The sequence below is a fragment of the Microbacterium sp. SWDP-B6 genome (genome assembly GCF_059803615.1).
In genome coordinates, this window is the sequence record NZ_JAPFGV010000008.1 from 66066 (window position 1) to 81687 (window position 15622).

Below are 15622 nucleotides of genomic sequence, written 5' to 3' on the forward strand. Positions count from 1 at the left end.
CCGCTCGCCATGACCGATCACCGCGCGCGCACCGACCCGCATCCGTTCGACTCCCGCACGAGGTTCGACCTCGATCGACCTGAGAGCCGCAAATGGAGTCTGCACCCTGGACGCATCGGCGCGTGGGTCGCCGAGATGGACTTCGGTGTCGCGCCCGTGATCGCCGATGCCATGCACCGAGCGATCGACGAGGAGAACCTCGGATACCTGTCGCCCCCGCTGGCCGCCCGGCTCGGTGAGGCGACCGCCGAGTGGATGCAGCGGGAGTACGACTGGGCGATCGATTCGGAGCGCGTGCATCCGGTGTCCGACGTGATGGCCGCGCTGCGCGTCGCGGTGGAGGAGTACGCACCCGCGGGATCTCCGGTCATCGTGCCCACTCCCGCATATATGCCGTTCCTGACATATCTGCCCGCGATCGGGCATCCGGTGATCGAGATCCCCGGTGTCGAGGTCGACGGACGCTGGCATCACGACCTGCAGCGCATCGATCAGGCGTTCGCCGCCGGTGCCCGCACGCTCGTGCTCTGCAACCCGCACAACCCGACCGGAACCGTCGTCGGGAGAGCCGAGCTCGAGGCGCTCGCCGAGATCGTGGAGCGCCACGGCGGTCGGGTGTTCGCGGATGAGATCCACGCGCCGCTGCGCTTCGACGGCCGACCGTTCATCCCCTATGCATCGGTGTCTGAGGCCACGGCCGCGCACACCGTCACCGGCACGAGCGCGTCGAAGGCATGGAACATCCCCGGGCTCAAGACCGCTCAGCTGATCACGTCCAATGACGCCGACCAGGAGCTCTACCGCCGGTTCGGGTTCTCGGTGCAGCACGGAGCCGCGACGCTCGGCGTGGTCGCGTCGACCGCGGCGTATCGCGAGGGCAAGTCGTGGCTCGACGGAGTGCTCGCGTATCTGTCCGAGTCGAGACACCTTCTGGGGTCGCTCGTCGCCGAACATCTTCCCGGCGCGATCTATCGCGAACCGGACGCGACCTACATCGGCTGGATCGACACGAGCGCGCTGGGCATCGAGGGCGCGCCGGCCGCCTTCTTCCGCGACCACGCGGGAGTCGTGCTGACCGAGGGGGCGCTGCTCGGACGCGGGTACGAGGACTTCGTACGCGTCGTGTTCGCGACTCCCCGGCCGATCCTCCGCGAGGCGTTCGCGGCGATGGGGGATGCCGTTCTCGCGCGGTGAATCGTTCCCGTGACGGCGCGGTGGCGTACGGCGCGACATCCGTTCACGAAGCCTGTAGATTAAATATAACTATTGGCTGAAACGATCGGACAGACGTGCTCTACAAGCAGGTGTACGAAGCGTTGCGCGAGTCGATCTTGCGGGGCGAGTACGCGGTCGGCGACCGGATGCCGTCCGAGGCGGAGCTGTCGAGCCGGTTCGATGTCAGCCCCATCACGATCAAACGGGCGCTCGATCTCTTGCGCACCGACGGTCTGATCATGCGCCGCCCGCGAATCGGCACGGTGGTCACCAGCCTCACGCCCACGGCGCCGCAGGCTCCCGCCCGTGCGCAGAACGACGCCGACCGCAGCCCCTCTCTGATCGGGTGCGTGATCACCAGCTTCGACGACAGCTTCGGCAACAAGGTGATCGAGGGCATCCTCGCGGCGACCGGCGCCGACACCCATGTCGTCTTCAAACGATCCGGAGGCGACCTCGCCGACGAGGACGCCTGCATCCGCGCCCTGGTCGGCGCCGGTGTCGAGGGCCTGATCCTGCTTCCGAGCTCGTCGGAGTACATCCCGCCCGCCGCCCTCGAACTGGTCGCCAAGAAGTTCCCCGTCGTGATCCTCGACCGCCTCTTCGACGGGATCCCGGTCTCGGCCGTCTGCTCCGACAACCTCGCGGGTGGGCGCGCTGCGACCGAGCACCTGCTCGACCTCGGGCACAAGACCATCGGATTCGTGAGCTCGACCAGCCACGTCTCATCGAGCGACGATCGGCGCAACGGGTACATCCACGCTCACGCCTCCAACCATCTGCCCCTCGAGAACAGCGCCGAGCTGCGCACGATCGGCTCGACCGTGCCCGGCAGCGCCGACACCATCGAGCAGGACATCGCCCGGTTGGTCGCGTTCATCGAAGAGCATCCCGACATCACCGGCTACGTCGCGGCCGAGTACAACATCGCGCTGATGCTGCGCGAGGCATGCCACAGACTCGGGCTCGAGGTTCCGGCGGACATCTCGATCGTCTGCTTCGACCACCCGGATGCCACGTTCGACACACGGCTGTTCCGCTACACCCACATCCGCCAGCAACAGCGCACTCTCGGCGAGAAGGCTGTCGAGTCGGTGAGGCGCCAGATCAGCGCACCGAGCGAGATCGAGAAGGTCGTGCTGCCCACCGAGCTCATCCTCGGCTCGTCGTCGGCCGCTCCGCGCGGCTGACTCGTCGCGTCTGACCGGCTGCGCGTTCACAATTCAGCACGGATCTCGGATTCGCGGCTCGAAACCGTCGTAGAGGCGCTGATCCCGGCCGATCATGCTGAATACGAGACCGCTGCCCCACCCCCGCAGGCCGAGATCCGGTCGGACGCGGAGACCCGCCGAACGCAGCGATCCGCCCGCAGGCCGAAGCCCACGGGCGGATCATGGAGCCGGTCTCAGCGTGCTACGCGCGCCGCACCCACCTGAGCCGCACGCAACGGAGCCGCACCCGCCGGAGCCTCAGCTCCCGCTGCACCGACCGCAGCACCGACACCACCGCCGACAACACCGCCGAGCTCTCGAGCCTCGAGTCGTGCCCGCTGCTCGACGGCGAAGATCGCGCTGACCATGGTCGAGTAGGGGATCCACTCGACCGGCGGCTGCGACCAGTCATTGCCCGGGCGCAGGTGCCCGTCGACCAGGCCGTTCTGCCACAGCGCATCGGTGCCGGCTCGCACGAAGCCATCGAGCTCGACCCGCTCCGAGGCGAAGGAGTCCGACTCGGTCAGAACCGCCAGCAGCTCACCGAGGTAGCGATAGTAGACGCCCTTGAAGAGGCCTTCGTCGCCGCCGTCTCCCTCGTCCGGGAAGACCGTCCCGTCGCTCAGCTCGCGCACCGCGGTGATCGCCGTCTGCACGGCCCGCTGCAAGAAGACGTCGTCGCCCGTGGCGCGGAACAGCTCGACCGCGGCGCCGACGTAGAGCCCCTGGTTGTACGTGAAGCGCCACTGGGTGTCGACGGTGCCGTCACCGGTGCGGTTGATGCCGTCTTCGACGAAGCTGTCGTCGCCGACCAGGTTCGCGGTCAGCCAGTCGAAGGCCCGCCGCGCATACGACAGATAGTCGCGCGACGTGTCGAGGCGACTCAACCGCACCCCGAGGATCACGAGCGGCCCGTTCGCCGGAGTGTTCTTGTAGGCGAGCTGCTGCTTGCGCCAGGCGAGGCTCCACCCGAGAGTCTCGTTCCAGCCCTCGGCGATGACGTGATCCCAGATCGCGATCGCCTCGTCGAGGTACTGCTGCTCGCCGGTGGCCCGGTGCACGCGCTCGAGCGCGAGAGCGAACCACAGCATGTCGTCGAAGTAGTCGTTGAAGAGCTGCCCGCCGTTGCGCTCGACGATGTTGTCGCGTGCGGTGATCGCCTGCGCGATCCAGGCGTCGTCGTCGGTGCGTACCCAGGCATCCACCCGGGCGTCGATCACGTGGGCGAGCCACCAGTAGTTGAAGACCTCGGTGTTGCCGCGGTCATGCGGGTGGCTGTTCGCGAGGAACTGGATGCCGGGAACACCGAAGAAGTGGTCGAGGCTCTGCTGCGCGGTGTCGGCACGGGCCGACCAGGTCTGCGCGGAAGTGCTGGTCATGTGTCCTTTTCCTGAGGGTGGATGGCGGCGGATCGCGCGGCCGCCTGAGACGGCTGCGCGATCCGACGGGGGTCAGCGGTTCTGTTCGAGAAGCTGGTCGCCCTGCTCCTGGGCATCCTTCAGCGCCTGCTCGGCCGAGATCTCGCCAGACAGGAACCGCTCGAGCGCGGGCACGAGCGCCTTGCCCTCGACGTCCGAGAATCCCTGCACGTTGGGGCGGGTCTGCGCGTAGTTCATCGTCTCGATGAAGGCGGCGTAGTGCTCGTCCTCGGTGAAGAACGGGTCGTTCGCGGCCTCGATGTTGGCCGGGATCCAGCCCGAGATCTCACCGAACGCGACGCCGTTCTCGGCCTCGGTCGTCCACCACTTCATGAACTCCCACGCGCCTTCGGCGTTCTTCGCGCCCTCGGGGATGACGAGTCCGAAGCCGCCCATGTAGGCGCCCTGGTCGCCGTTCGGTCCGGCGGGCGGCTGCACGACGCCGTATTCGAGGCCGTCGACCTTGTCGAGGGTCGAGAGCGCCCAGGGCCCGTCGAGCTTCATGGCCGTGCGGCTCTCGGCGAACGAGTGTCCCGTGTCGCCGAAGCCCTGCTCGTAGACGCCCGCATCGAGCAGGCTCTGCCAGAAGTTCAGCACCTCGAGGCTCTCAGGGCTGTTGAACGCGGTCTTCGTCTGGTCGTCGTTGAGCAGCTGACCGCCCGCCTGCGCGAGGTACATGTTGAACAGGCCGGGGTCGCTGAGGTCGAGGCCGGCCTGCGTCAGCTTGCCGCCGTCCTTCACGGTGAGCGCCTCGGCGGCGGTCTTCAGCTCGTCCCAGTCGGTGGGTGCGGTGACTCCGGCATCCGTCAGCAGCGTCTGGTTGAAGAGCAGCGACCGGTTGTCGACGAGCAGCGGCAGGCCGTAGAGCTCGCCATCGACCTCCATCTCGCCGAGCGCCGGCTCGTAGAAGATGCTCGTGTCGACGGCATCCTCTTCCATGAACCCGTCGATCGGGGCGAGTGCCCCCTTGGGCGCGTAGAGCGAGGTCTGATAGCGGTCCCAGAGCACGACGTCAGGAACCTGACCGCCGGCGAGCGAGGTGAGGAGCTTCTCCTCGACGAGCTCCTGCGGCACGTACGAGACCTCGTAGTCGTCCTGCGACTCGTTGAACCGCTCGGCCTGGGCTTCGAGCTGGTCGACCTGGTCGCCGGACCACGAGCCCCACATGACGACGGGCTCGGGGCCGTCGCCGCCGCCGGCGTCGCTGCCGGATGCACAGCCGGCGACGGTCACGACGAGGGATGCCGTGGCGAACACGGTCAGGACTCTCAGGTGCTTCTTCATCGAAATCTCCTTGGTGTGATGCGTGTGGTGGGTGTGGTGGGAAAGGGAAAGCCGGTGGATCACTTCGACCCGACGTGGGCGACGCCCTCGATGATGTAGCGCTGCGCGAAGAGGAACACGAGCAGCACCGGGAGGCTGGCGATCACGGTGCCGGCCATGAGGGGACCGAAAGCGGTCTCGTAGTTGTTGACGAACGACGCGAGGCCGACCTGGACGGTCATCATGTCCTGGCTGTTGAGCACGATCAGCGGCCAGAGGAAGTTGTTCCATCCGGCCTGGAAGCTGATGATGCCCAGCACCGCGAGCCCGGCCTTGGCGAGGGGGAAGTAGATGATCGCGAAGATGCGGAACTCGCTCGCGCCGTCGATGCGGGCCGCTTCGCCCAGCTCGTCGGGAAGCGTCTCGAAGAACTGCTTCATGAAGAACACGGCGAAGGCTCCGGCGGCACCGGGGATGATCACAGCCCAGTAGGTGTTGATCAGGCCGAGACCGCCCTGTCCGAAGACGTCATTGCCGCCGGCGAACGGGATCGAGCGCAGGATCAGGAACGACGGGATCATCGTGATGATGCCGGGGATCATGAGCGACGAGAGGAACACTGCGAAGACCGCCGCGCGGCCCTTGAACTGCAGCTTGGCCAGGGCATAGCCGCCGAGGGCGCCGAAGAAGATGTTCGTCACGGCCCCGCCGATGCCGAGCACGAGCGAGTTCACGAAGTAGCGGCCGAACGGCACCTCCTCGAACACCTGCAGGTAGTTCTCGAGTGTGGCGTTCGCGGGGATCAGGTTGAGCGCGCCCGAGAGGATCTCGGTGGCGGGCTTCAACGAGGTCGAGATCGTCCAGACGAGCGGGGCGACGGTGACGACGCTGATCAGGATGACGCCGATGTACCAGCCGACCGTCGCGATGCGCTTGCGGGTCGTCGGCTTGCGGCGCGAATGCAGGGGTGGGGCCACCGGGGTGCCGGCGGCCAGCGCGGTCTCGATGGCGCGGCCACCGCTGAGCGTGTTCGTCATCAGACGCCCTTCCGGTTGTTGAGCTTCGCGTTCAGAAGCGAGAACACGAGGATGATCAGGAAGAGCACGAACGACAGGGCCGACGCGTAGCCCATCTCGAGCGCGCCGAAGCCCTTGTTGTAGATGTAATAGACCATCGTGACGGTCGAGTTGCCCGGTCCGCCCTTCGTCAGCACATAGGCCTGGTCGAAGACCTGGAACGCGCCGATGATGAGCAGCGTCGACACGAGGAACGTCGTGCGCGTGAGCGACGGGAGCGTCACGTAGCGGAACTGCTGCCAGGCGTTCGCCCCGTCGAGGCGGGCCGCTTCGTAGAGCTCCCCGGGCACTCCCTGCAGGCCCCCGAGGAAGATGATCATGTTGGCGCCGAACCCGGCCCAGACGCTCATCATGACGATCGCGATCATCGCCCACTGCGACTCGTACAGCCACGCGGGCCCGTCGATGCCGAACCAGCTGAGCGCCACGTTCAGCAGACCGTTCTGCGGGTTCAGCATCCAGAACCAGATCGTCGCGGTCGCCACTGTCGAGGCGACGACGGGGATGTAGAAGAGGGTGCGGAACAGGCGCACCGCACGGTGGCGGCGATTGAGAAGCAGGGCGGTGCCGAGGGCGACGACGAGACCCGCCGGCACGTACAGCACCGTGTAGTACGCGGTGTTGCGCAGGGCGATCCAGAAGAACGGGTCGACCGCGATGTCGAGGTAGTTCTGGATGCCCAGCCACTCGAAGTCGCCGACGATCGCGTAGTCGGTGAGGCTCAGCACGAGTGCGATGACGATCGGCAGCGCCATGAAGACGACGAACAGCACGCCGGGCACGAGCAGGAACAGCCAGGCGTTCCAGGCCATCTGCCTCGCGCTGGGGTTGCGGGACTTCCGCGGCTTGCCGGGTGTGGGCCCCGTGTTGGTCGGGCGGGACTCGTCGACGGATGCCGGAGCGTCCGTGGTCGTGGCGCTCATGCCGATCGCGCTTCGGTGAGGGGCTCACGGCGGACGGGCTCTCGACGGGGAGTGGCGAGTCCGGTCATGTCGAGCACGAGTTCGCAGAACATCGCGTTCGCCCACGAGAACCACTCCCGGGTGAAGACAGATGGATCGGTGACGAGGAACGATTCGTGCATGAGGCCGGTTCCGGCATCCGTCTCGAGCAGCAGCCGCAGGATGCGCTCCTTCTCGGCCCGATCGTCAGTCGTGAGCGCTTCGATGCAGAGCCCGATCGGCCAGACGTGGTCGACCGGGGTGTGCGGGCTGCCGAGGCCGCTCGAGTCGGTTCCCGAGGCGAGGGTGCCCGTGAAGAAGACCGGATTCGCGGTGCTCAGAATGAAGCGGCGGGTTGCGAGGTAGAGCGGATCGTCCGTTCCGCACCAGCCGATCAGCGGCAGGGACAGCAGGCTCGGCACATTCGCGTCGTCGAGAAGCAGGATGCCGCCGCGACCGTCGACCTCGTAGGCATAGATGTCGTCGCCCGAAGGGCTCGTGACGACCGTGTGCTCGGCGATGCCGCGCTCGATGTCGGCGCGCAGGTCGCGAGCGCTCGCCGCGAGGTCTTCGTCGTGCAGCACCTCGATCGCGATGGTCTCGATGTGCTGCAGCTCGACTGCGGCGAACATGTTCCCCGGCACGTTGTAGCCGTACTCGCAGGCGTCGTCGCTCGGGCGGAACGCCGACCAGGTGAGGCCCGTCGGCGCCGTCTCGCTGCCGCGCCCCTCGCGCACGAGTGTGTCGCTGGGCGGGCAGTCGAAGCGCTCGAACCGGTACGTCGAGTGGGCCTCGTGGTCCTGCTCGGTGCGCCAGAGCTCGATGATCACACGCGCGGCGCGGGCGAAGGAATCGCCGAGATGATCGGTGCGGCCCGTCGTCGCCCACAGGTCGTGTGCGAGCTGCACGGGGTAGCAGAGGGAGTCGACCTCGTACTTGCGCTCCCAGATCCAGGGCGACTGCTCGGTGCGGTCGCTCTGGTGTCCGCTGCCATCGGGTGCGGCGTTGAAGGCGTTGGCATAGGGGTCGAGCAGCACGTACTCGATCTGCCGGCGCGACACCGCGGCGATCATGTCGCTGATGGTCTGGTCCTCGGCAGCGAAGTGCAGGTACGGGCCGAGCTGGGCGGTCGAGTCGCGCAGCCACATCGCGGGGATGTCGCCCGTCAGCATGAACAGGGTGCCGTCGGGCATCTCGCGCAGGGTGGTGCCGAGGGTGTTCTCGAAGCAGCGCTCGAACATGGCCGCTGTCGCCTCGTCTGTCCGCGATCGCACGCGCTCTGCGACGGAGTGGATGAAGTCCGAATGGGTCTGAGCCACGATGCTCCTCGGTGAACCTGAGGTCGCCCCGCTCTGGGCGACATCGCCGAGTGTAGCCCGGAATGCAGATTAAAGCTATTTATATGTTTAGTTATGTACGAGACGGCCGGGATCGCGCGATTCTGGGCGCTGCTGCCTGGGAATAAGTATACCTATTCGTCTGGTTCTGGCCTGGGGTCTGAATCGCGCATGGTCACCGGCGCGATGATGCTCGGCGTCACGGGAGCCCAGCGTCGCCTGGCGCAGCTGCGCCCCTGGGATCGGCGATGGTCTGGCGGATGCGGATGCGGATGCGGCGGCGATGTTCCGGATCCCGCCGGAGCCTTCGTCCCTGTTCGTTGAGCGCCTTCGACCCTGTTCGTTGAGCGAGGCCGGCGGAGCCGCCCGAGACGAAACGCGCTACCTCACCGCGGGACGCTTCCCCCGAGCCGCCCGCTCGCGCCGCTCCCGCACGCTCCACCCACGCACCGCATCCAGCCCGCCGTCGATGAACGCCAGTCGCTTTGCGTGGCTCCACCCCTGCAGGCGCTTCTCCCACGCGAAGGCGTCATCGATGCGGGCGTGCTCGCTGCTCCAGATGAGTTCGACCGGGAGCCGCCGTTTCGTGTACTCGCTGCCCATCCCCTCCTGGTGCTGGACGATCCGCTTGGTGAGATCGCGGGTGCTGCCGACGTAGAGCGTGCCGTCGGAGCAGCGAAGAATGTAGACGTATCCCATGCAGGCGGAGCGTACGCGCGGATGCCGACACTCGCCGCCGTCCGCAGTGTGGGTGCGTTTCGTCTCGGGCGGCTTCGCCGTCCTCGCTCAACGACCGGGAGGAGGGGGTGTGGGTGCGTTTCGTCTCGGTCGGCTTCGCCGTCCTCGCTCAACGACCGGGGGGAGGAGGGGCGCCGTCCTCGCTCAACGACCGGGGTGGGGAGTGGCGCCGTCCTCGGCCAGCGACCGAAAGCGGAAGAGGAGCACCGGTCGTTGAGCGAGCGGAGCGAGACGAAACGCGCTCAGACGGCCCGGTCGCGCAGTGCGGCGGCGATCCGGTCGACCGCCTCGACCATGACCGGTCGGGGGAGCGCGAAGACGAAGCGCGTGTATCCGATCGCTGCCTCACCACAGGCGGCACCGTCCGTCATCGCGACCCCGGCGTGCTCACGGAACCACTCGCCGAGATCTCCGGTCACCTCGGTCTCGCGGAAGTCGAGAAGCGCGATGTAGCTGCCCTCGGGCACGATCATCCGCACGCCGGGCAGCTTCTCGTCGACGAGCTGCGCCAGCATCCGCCGGTTGCCGTCGAGGTAGTCGACCACCTCATCGAGCCACTCGCGGCCGCCCGTGTAGGCGGCGATGTTCGCGACGACGCCGAGCGTCGAAGTGCCGTGCCCTGCCCAGAATCCGAGGCTCTCCCAGAGCGCGGCGTCTGCATCGTTCGAGAGGATGACCTGCGCGCACTTGAGGCCTGCGAGGTTCCACGCCTTCGACGCCGACGTCGCGGTCAGCGTGTGCGATGCCGCCGCCTCCGACACCGAGGCGTAGGGAATGTGCTGAGCCGGCGCGTAGACGATGGGCGCGTGGATCTCGTCGGAGAACACCCGGCCACCGGCATCCGTCACGACCGAAGCGATCGCGAGCAGCTCATCACGGGTCGCCACGGTGCCGAGGGGGTTGTGCGGGTTGCAGAGCACCAGCATCTCACCGCCGTCACGGAACGCCTGGGCGACGGCATCCAGGTCCATGACCCAGCGTCCGTCGACCTCGATGCTCGGCACCTCGAACACTCGACGGTCATGCATCGGCGGCACCAGGAGGAACGGCATGTATGCGGGCGTCGGCACGATGATCGCCGAGCCGGGAGTCGTGAAGTGCTCGATCGCCAGCTCGAACGCGGCGATCACATCGGGCACATGGTGCACCCGCTCGGGCGAGATCTCCCACCCATACGAATCCGAGTACCAGCGGGCCGTGGCCTGCGAGAGGTCTTTGGCGAGCTTCTCGGGCAGGTAGCCGGTGACGCCCAGATCCAACGCATCCTTCACCGCGCTGTTGATCGCGGGGGCGAGTCCGAAGTCCATCTCGGCGACGAACGCGCCGATCATGTCAGGGAAGTTCGTCCATTTCAGGCTGCCTGCCGCTCGCAGGTCGTCTTGCGTGATCTGGTCGAACGTTCCGGTGGTCATTCTTCAATCCTTCCATCCACCGGGAGCCCTCGGCCCGGATGCGGAAGGTCTGGGCTGTTCACACGTCGACACCTGCACGTCCGGATCACAGATGCATGCCGAGAACGACGGGCTCGGCCTGCATCCGTGATCTGAGCGTGCGTCTGTGAGGGCTGCCCGGACGCGGCCCTCACCGAGGGCGGGCCGCGTGCGGGGTCACTTTCGCATCGGAAGACGGCCTTTCGGATGCGTTTTCGACCCCGCACCGAGTGCCCGATGCGTGCGAGGTCACTTCTGCACCGCAAACCGAGGCCAGCGGTGCATCATCGACCCCGTATCGAGCGCCCACCGCGCCACGGCATTGAGCCACCCCTGAACCCGTGCCAGGATTGCCCCGACTCGGCCCATCGGGGGCGGGGACGAAGGGATTCTCATGCAGCTGGCGATGATCGGACTCGGTCGGATGGGTGCCAACATCGTGCGCCGCCTCATGCGGGCGGGGCACGAGTGCGTGGTCTATGACGTGAATGCCGATGCGGTGCAGGCGCTGGTCGCCGAGGGAGCCGTGGGTGCAGACAGCATGGCAGACCTGGCGTCGAAGCTCGAAGCGCCGCGGGCTGTATGGATGATGGTGCCCGCCTCGCTCACGGGAGCGGTGGCCGACCAGGTCGCGGAGGTGCTCGACGAGGGCGACATCCTGATCGACGGCGGCAACTCGAACTACCGCGACGACGTGCGGCGGGCGAAGGTCTTCCGCGAGCGCGGCATCCACTACGTCGATGTCGGCACGAGCGGTGGAGTGTTCGGGCTCGACCGCGGATACTGCCTGATGGTCGGCGGACCGGACGAGGCCGTGCAGCGCATCGAGCCGGTGCTGCGCACGATCGCTCCCGGGGTCGGCGAGATCGAGCGCACGCCCGGTCGCACGGGAGACCTCACCCCCGAGGAGCAGGGTTATCTGCACTGCGGGCCGTCGGGTGCGGGGCACTTCGTGAAGATGGTGCACAACGGCATCGAGTACGGCATCATGGCGTCGATCGCCGAGGGCCTCAACCTGCTGCACAACGCGGATGCCGGAGTGCGCGAGGCCGAGCACTCGGCGGAGATCGCCCCTCTCGAAGAGCCGGAGTTCTACCAGTTCCCGATCGACACGTCGAAGGTCGCAGAACTGTGGCGACGCGGATCCGTCATCTCGTCGTGGCTGCTCGACCTGACCGCCGCCGCGCTGGCAGAGAATCCGCAGCTCGACGGCCTCGCCGGTCGGGTCTCCGACTCGGGCGAAGGCCGCTGGACGGTCAAGGCCGCGGTCGACGTGGGCGTGCCCGTGCCGGTGCTCGCGGCGTCGCTGTTCGAACGTTTCGCCTCGCGCGACGAGGACAAGTTCGCGAACCAGGTGCTGTCGGCGATGCGCCTGCAGTTCGGCGGACACCAGGAGCTTCCGGCCGGCGACGTGCTCGAGGCCGGGTCGCGAAAGGCCGACTCGGACAGCGCCTGATCGCTGAGGGTGCCGCGGGCCTCGTTCGTCGAGCGAGGCCCGCGGAGCGGCCCGAGACGAAACGCCGTGTTCCTCGTTCGTTGAGCGGCCCGAGAAGAAACGCCCTCTCCCTCGTTCGTTGAGCGAGGCCCGCGGAGCGGCCCGAGACGAAACGCCCCACGACACAAGGACGGCACCCACATGAACCCGACTCCCGGCATCCGCAGGGCTGATCCCGCGGATGCCGCCCGCATCGCCGAGATGCTGCACGCGTTCAACACCGAGTTCGACACGGAGACTCCCGGCACCGAGGTTCTCGCCCAACGCCTGCAGGTGCTGCTCGCTGAACCGTCGACGTTCGCAGTGCTCGGAGGCGAACCCGCGGTCGGCGTCGCCCTCGTGACCCTGCGCCCGAACGTGTGGTCTGACGGGCCGGTCGCGCTGCTCGACGAGATGTACGTCGAGCCCGAGCAGCGGGGCACCGGAATCGGCAGCGCGATCCTGCAGCACATGGTCGAGATCTGCCGGGAGTTCGGCGTCGCGGCGATCGAGATCAACGTCGACGAGTCGGATGCCGGGGCGATGCGCTTCTACGAACGGCACGGGTTCAGTGGCGTCGACCCGGATTCCGGCGAGCGTGCGTTCTACTTCTACCGGTCGCTGGAGGCGGGGGACTAGCCCCGCACACGCGATCGCTATCCTGGCGCCATGGACCCTCTTCTCCTCTCGATCCTCATCCCCGTCGCCGGTTTCCTGATCGGACTGCTGATCCTCTGGCTCGTGATCTACACGGCTGTGCGATCGGCGCTCACGTCGCACCGTCAGGCGTTGGCAGAAGAGGCTCGACCGGCGCGGCCCTACGTCGGACGGTGAGCGTGCCCACGGTCGTCACGCTCTCGGGCGCGGAAGCGGCCGGGCTCGACCCTGAGATCCTTGAGGTCTGGGCTGCAGTCTTCGGTGAGGTCGCGGATGCCGACGAGTGGCGAGCATCCGTCTGGGACCGGCATCGATCGCGGGCGGGCTTCCGCCTCGTCACAGCGCGTGACGACGAGCGGATGCTCGGCTTCGCCTGGGGATACACCGGCGAGCGCGGGCAGTACTGGTCTGATTTCATCTCACGCGAGGTCGGCTCGAGCGTCGATGACTGGATCGGAGGTCACTTCGAATTCGTCGAGCTCGCGGTGATACCCGATGCGCGGGGCCGCGGAATCGGGCGTCGATTGCACGACGCGCTCGTCGCCGACCTGACGCATGAGCGAGCGCTGCTGTCGACGTCGGCCCGCTCGGATGATCCGGCCGTTCGTCTCTACTCGTCAAGCGGATGGGTCACCCTCGCGACGTATGGAGAGGACCGACAGGTCATGGGGCGGGTCCTCGCCTAGACCGGGCCCGCATCGACTCGCGCGACTAGTCGCAGGCGATCCCGTCACCGTCGCGGTCGAGGTCGTAGATGTCCGAGCCGACGACCTGCACCGGGCCCTGCACATATCCAGGTCCGTCTCCGCTGCCGCCTGCGCAGTCGACATCGCTGGAGATCGGCACGCACGCGCCGGTGTAGTTCGGGTCGCACCCGCCGCCGCCCTGCTGCACGAGCGGCACCGGTGCGGGCGCCGGCGCGGGCGCAGGAGCGGGCACGGCCACCGGTGCGGGAGCCTTGCTTCCGATCGCTGTCACCTCGCTGACCGGCTGCACCGAGACAGCCTCGCTGACGACCTCGCGAGACACCTCCACACCGTCGACCATGGTCACGCGGTATGTGATCACCTTCACACCGTTCACGCCGGCGGAGACGAGCGCTGTGGCGCCTTGATCGAGCTGAGGGTCGGCGACCGTGGCCGCCTCGAACGGCACGGGCACCTCTTCGGTCGCGGTCTCGAACGTGGTCGGCGTGGGGGTCGGGCTGGGCTTCGGAGTCGATGTCGCCACGGCCGCGAAGTTCTGAGGTTCGGATGCCGTCGGAGTGCCTCCCCCGTTCGCGCTGGCGATGCCACCACCCGTGACCAGAAGAGCGGCCATACCCAGCGCGACCACTCCCGACATCCGTGACCGCAGTCCCAGTGCCGGGAGAGGGCGAGCGGCCATCACATAGAGGGCGATGCCGACCATCGCCGTGGCCACCAGCAGGATCGCGATCGGCGACACACGGGCCAGTACCCCGCCGACCACGAGTGCGCCGAAGATGATGCCGGCGGTGCGCCACCCGCTGCGTCGCTTCGAGGCGACTGATGCTGCGGCCGGAGCGAGGTGCGACAGCTGCGATGTCACGGCAGCAGCCGGCGACGGCGATGTGGCATCCGTCCAGCGATGGCCGTCCCACCAGCGCAGCTGATGCGGATTCTGCGGATCTGGATGCCAGGAGGCAGGCGGCAGTGACATGAGAGTTCCCCTCGACAGTGAGGCGACGAATCGCCAGCGCCCCCAGAGCGCTTTGACCTGTATATCGGTTGCTGGACGCGTCGGACAAGTAACGATTCAGACCGGAATGCCACCTCGGCCGGCGAGAGCGTCAGCGCTGGAGCGGGACCGCGTCGCACTCCCCGGTCGGACGGCGATGCAAGATACTGCACTGTCCTCATATGTGTGCTTTGCTACGTCATGCGGTCGCGAAGACGGGCAAAGGCGCCGATTGACATCTCCCGACCGTTCGAGCGGACCTCGAGCGCTCGCACTCTCCCGGGGTCCGCTCGGCAACGTCTGGCGATCTGAGTGCCGACGAGGGGGTGCGTCACTCGGCCCGAGCCCGCTCCCACCCCGCCCAGTCCGGTCGGTCCACGACACAGAACCGGTTGCCCTCGGGGTCCTCCATGATCACGTAGTCGGCATCGTCGGGCAGGTTGTCCCAGTGAATTTCGCGGGCGCCGAGCTCGGCCAGGCGGCGCACTTCGGCATCCTGATCCTCGGCGTAGATGTCGAGGTGGATGCGGGGCGGCAGCACCCGCTCGGATTGGTGGGCGTCGAGCGCGATGCAGGGGGCGTCCGCGTCGCGCGGCTTCAGCACGACCCAGTCGTCGGATGCCTGGTCGCGCTCGACATAGTCGAGGGCTGCCTGCCAGAAGCGCGACTGCGCCGGGAGGTCGTTCACGCGGATCACGATCGACACGATCTTCAACATGGCCGTCACACTAGAGCGGCCGGCGCGTGCGGAACAGGGGGCTTGCTCCGGATCGCAGCGGCTGGTTGCCTAATAGGATCCGTCCATGAGACTTCTGGTGTGGACGACGATCATCGCGCTGGTCGTCGGTGCCGGTTTTGCAATCGACGGGTACCTCTCGTGGCCGAGCGGATCTTTGCTCGACATTGATTCGGAGCAGTTGCGCACCGCCGGCTTCAGCCTGTCTATTGGCTCGACGCTCATCGGTATCGGTGTCCTCGCGGGTCTGCTCGCTATGCACGCGCGTGCTGTGGGGCTCCAGACCCGCTCGGCCCTCGGGGCCCATGCCGATGCAGATGCAGCGCGCCATGCTGAAGAGGTTCGTGCCCAGCAGGCGCACGAGCTCCGAATGGGAAACCGGGCCTGAGTCGTCAGTAGTGGCTAGCTGGCGGCGGCCGCGTTTCGAG

At 67.4% G+C, this 15622-nt stretch carries 16 protein-coding genes; 7 read left to right on the top strand and 9 right to left on the bottom strand.

Annotated features, from left to right (window positions below):
• Positions 1-9 precede the first annotated feature (9 nt).
• A complete protein-coding gene (locus tag OPU70_RS11915; RefSeq protein WP_498557864.1) occupies positions 10-1194 on the top strand; it encodes a MalY/PatB family protein in 1185 nt (394 codons plus the stop codon).
• Between the two features lie 95 nt (positions 1195-1289).
• Complete coding sequence (locus OPU70_RS11920; RefSeq protein WP_079111988.1) at positions 1290-2405, top strand: GntR family transcriptional regulator; 1116 nt, start codon at positions 1290-1292, stop codon at positions 2403-2405.
• Positions 2406-2620: 215 nt separating this feature from the next.
• On the opposite strand, the gene OPU70_RS11925 is transcribed toward OPU70_RS11920, so the two are convergent.
• From OPU70_RS11925 to OPU70_RS11955, 7 genes are all read right to left on the bottom strand, one after another.
• A complete protein-coding gene (locus tag OPU70_RS11925) occupies positions 2621-3805 on the bottom strand; it encodes a glycoside hydrolase family 76 protein (RefSeq protein WP_498557865.1) in 1185 nt (394 codons plus the stop codon).
• A 72-nt stretch (positions 3806-3877) separates the two neighbouring features.
• Positions 3878-5128 carry an ABC transporter substrate-binding protein gene (locus OPU70_RS11930; RefSeq protein WP_498557866.1) on the bottom strand — a complete coding sequence of 417 codons (1251 nt, stop codon included), beginning with the start codon at positions 5126-5128 and terminating at the stop codon, positions 3878-3880.
• Positions 5129-5187: 59 nt separating this feature from the next.
• Positions 5188-6144 carry a carbohydrate ABC transporter permease gene (locus OPU70_RS11935; RefSeq protein ID WP_079111991.1) on the bottom strand — a complete coding sequence of 319 codons (957 nt, stop codon included), beginning with the start codon at positions 6142-6144 and terminating at the stop codon, positions 5188-5190.
• Positions 6144-7106 carry a carbohydrate ABC transporter permease gene (locus OPU70_RS11940; RefSeq protein WP_498557867.1) on the bottom strand — a complete coding sequence of 321 codons (963 nt, stop codon included), beginning with the start codon at positions 7104-7106 and terminating at the stop codon, positions 6144-6146. Before OPU70_RS11940 ends, OPU70_RS11935 begins: the two co-directional genes overlap by 1 nt.
• Positions 7103-8443, bottom strand: a complete 1341-nt coding sequence (locus OPU70_RS11945; RefSeq protein ID WP_498557868.1) for a glycoside hydrolase family 125 protein — start codon at positions 8441-8443, stop codon at positions 7103-7105. The genes OPU70_RS11940 and OPU70_RS11945 overlap by 4 nt, the downstream gene beginning before the upstream one ends.
• Before the next feature lie 399 nt (positions 8444-8842).
• Positions 8843-9160: a GIY-YIG nuclease family protein gene (locus OPU70_RS11950; protein WP_311877601.1), complete on the bottom strand. Its 318-nt coding sequence runs from the start codon at positions 9158-9160 to the stop codon at positions 8843-8845.
• Between the two features lie 281 nt (positions 9161-9441).
• Complete coding sequence (locus OPU70_RS11955) at positions 9442-10611, bottom strand: MalY/PatB family protein (RefSeq protein ID WP_498557869.1); 1170 nt, start codon at positions 10609-10611, stop codon at positions 9442-9444.
• Between the two features lie 412 nt (positions 10612-11023).
• Between OPU70_RS11955 and gnd the strand changes: the two genes are divergently transcribed.
• From gnd to OPU70_RS11975, 4 genes are all read left to right on the top strand, one after another.
• Positions 11024-12085: a phosphogluconate dehydrogenase (NAD(+)-dependent, decarboxylating) gene (gnd, locus tag OPU70_RS11960; protein ID WP_475123326.1), complete on the top strand. Its 1062-nt coding sequence runs from the start codon at positions 11024-11026 to the stop codon at positions 12083-12085.
• A 180-nt stretch (positions 12086-12265) separates the two neighbouring features.
• Entirely contained in the window at positions 12266-12742 is a 477-nt protein-coding gene (locus OPU70_RS11965) for a GNAT family N-acetyltransferase (RefSeq protein ID WP_498557870.1), read from the top strand.
• A 30-nt stretch (positions 12743-12772) separates the two neighbouring features.
• Entirely contained in the window at positions 12773-12937 is a 165-nt protein-coding gene (locus tag OPU70_RS11970; RefSeq protein ID WP_498557871.1) for a hypothetical protein, read from the top strand.
• A gap of 2 nt (positions 12938-12939) precedes the next feature.
• Complete coding sequence (locus OPU70_RS11975; protein WP_309692905.1) at positions 12940-13446, top strand: GNAT family N-acetyltransferase; 507 nt, start codon at positions 12940-12942, stop codon at positions 13444-13446.
• A 25-nt stretch (positions 13447-13471) separates the two neighbouring features.
• Here the strand turns inward: OPU70_RS11975 and OPU70_RS11980 are convergent, their stop codons facing one another.
• Both OPU70_RS11980 and OPU70_RS11985 read right to left on the bottom strand, forming a co-directional pair.
• Entirely contained in the window at positions 13472-14440 is a 969-nt protein-coding gene (locus OPU70_RS11980; RefSeq protein ID WP_498557872.1) for a G5 domain-containing protein, read from the bottom strand.
• Positions 14441-14789: 349 nt separating this feature from the next.
• A complete protein-coding gene (locus OPU70_RS11985) occupies positions 14790-15176 on the bottom strand; it encodes a VOC family protein (RefSeq protein WP_498557873.1) in 387 nt (128 codons plus the stop codon).
• An 85-nt stretch (positions 15177-15261) separates the two neighbouring features.
• Here OPU70_RS11985 and OPU70_RS11990 point away from each other — a divergent pair, with 85 nt between their 5' ends.
• Positions 15262-15582, top strand: coding sequence for a hypothetical protein (locus OPU70_RS11990; RefSeq protein ID WP_475433354.1), 321 nt, complete (start codon positions 15262-15264; stop codon positions 15580-15582).
• The last annotated feature ends 40 nt before the right edge of the window (positions 15583-15622 follow it).